Below are 793 nucleotides of genomic sequence, written 5' to 3'. Positions count from 1 at the left end.
CCTCCCTACGGTCCCGGCGACCGGGGAGGTGCGGGTGGGACCAGGGACGCGGGCGGCCGTGCCGCCGCTGCCGCCGCTGCCGCCGCTGCCGCCGCTGTCGCCGCTGTCGCCGTCGGCGGCGGACGCCGCGGCGCGCGCGGCGCGGGGCACGGCCGGGCAGCTCGGCGGCGCCCGGGCCGACGTCGACGCCGCCGTCCACGGCCCGGGCGGCTGGTGGGGCGCGGCGCACGCCGGGTTCGGCGAGCTGGCCGCCGGCGTCCTGGACGACCTGGACCTGCTCACCCGCACCGCCGCCGCCGGGGCCGCCCTGCTGGAGCAGCACGCCCGCGACCTCGCGGTGCTCACCGGGCGCCTGCGCGCCGTCGAGGACGGCCTGGCCGACGCCGAGCGCCGCACCCGCGAGACCGGCGCCGACCTCGCCGCCGCCCAGGGGGCCTGGGCCGCGCTGGAGCTGTGGCACCGCAGCCGCGACGCCCTGCTGGCCGAGCACGACGAGCGCTCCGCCCGCCTCGCCGAGCGCCTGCTCGCGCTCGTCGCCGACGTGGCGCACCGCCCCCGCACCCCCGGCGAGCACGTCACCGACGCCGCCCGCGCGCTCGTCGCCGAGGGCGCCGCCGGTGCGTACGCGCTGGCCGGGTGGGCGTGGGACCCCCGCGGGTGGTGGGACGCCGCCCGCGCCGCGCCCGGCGGTGCGCTGGAGGCCCTGCTCGACCCCGCCGGCACCGCGGCCGACGCCCTGCACCTGCAGGACGCGCGCGACGGGCGCTGGGGCGCGGGCGGCGTCCCACCACCC

Annotated in this window: 1 pseudogene; it reads left to right on the top strand. The window is 83.6% G+C overall.

Annotated elements, in window-relative coordinates:
- Positions 1-34 precede the first annotated feature (34 nt).
- Positions 35-793: pseudogene (locus GTR00_RS22000) on the top strand (hypothetical protein); the annotation flags it as partial.

It is taken from the genome of Kineococcus indalonis, assembly GCF_009906395.1.
Taxonomy (GTDB): domain Bacteria; phylum Actinomycetota; class Actinomycetes; order Actinomycetales; family Kineococcaceae; genus Kineococcus; species Kineococcus indalonis.
Note: the sequence above shows the minus strand (reverse complement) of the source record. Positions and strands in the feature narration are given on the sequence as shown.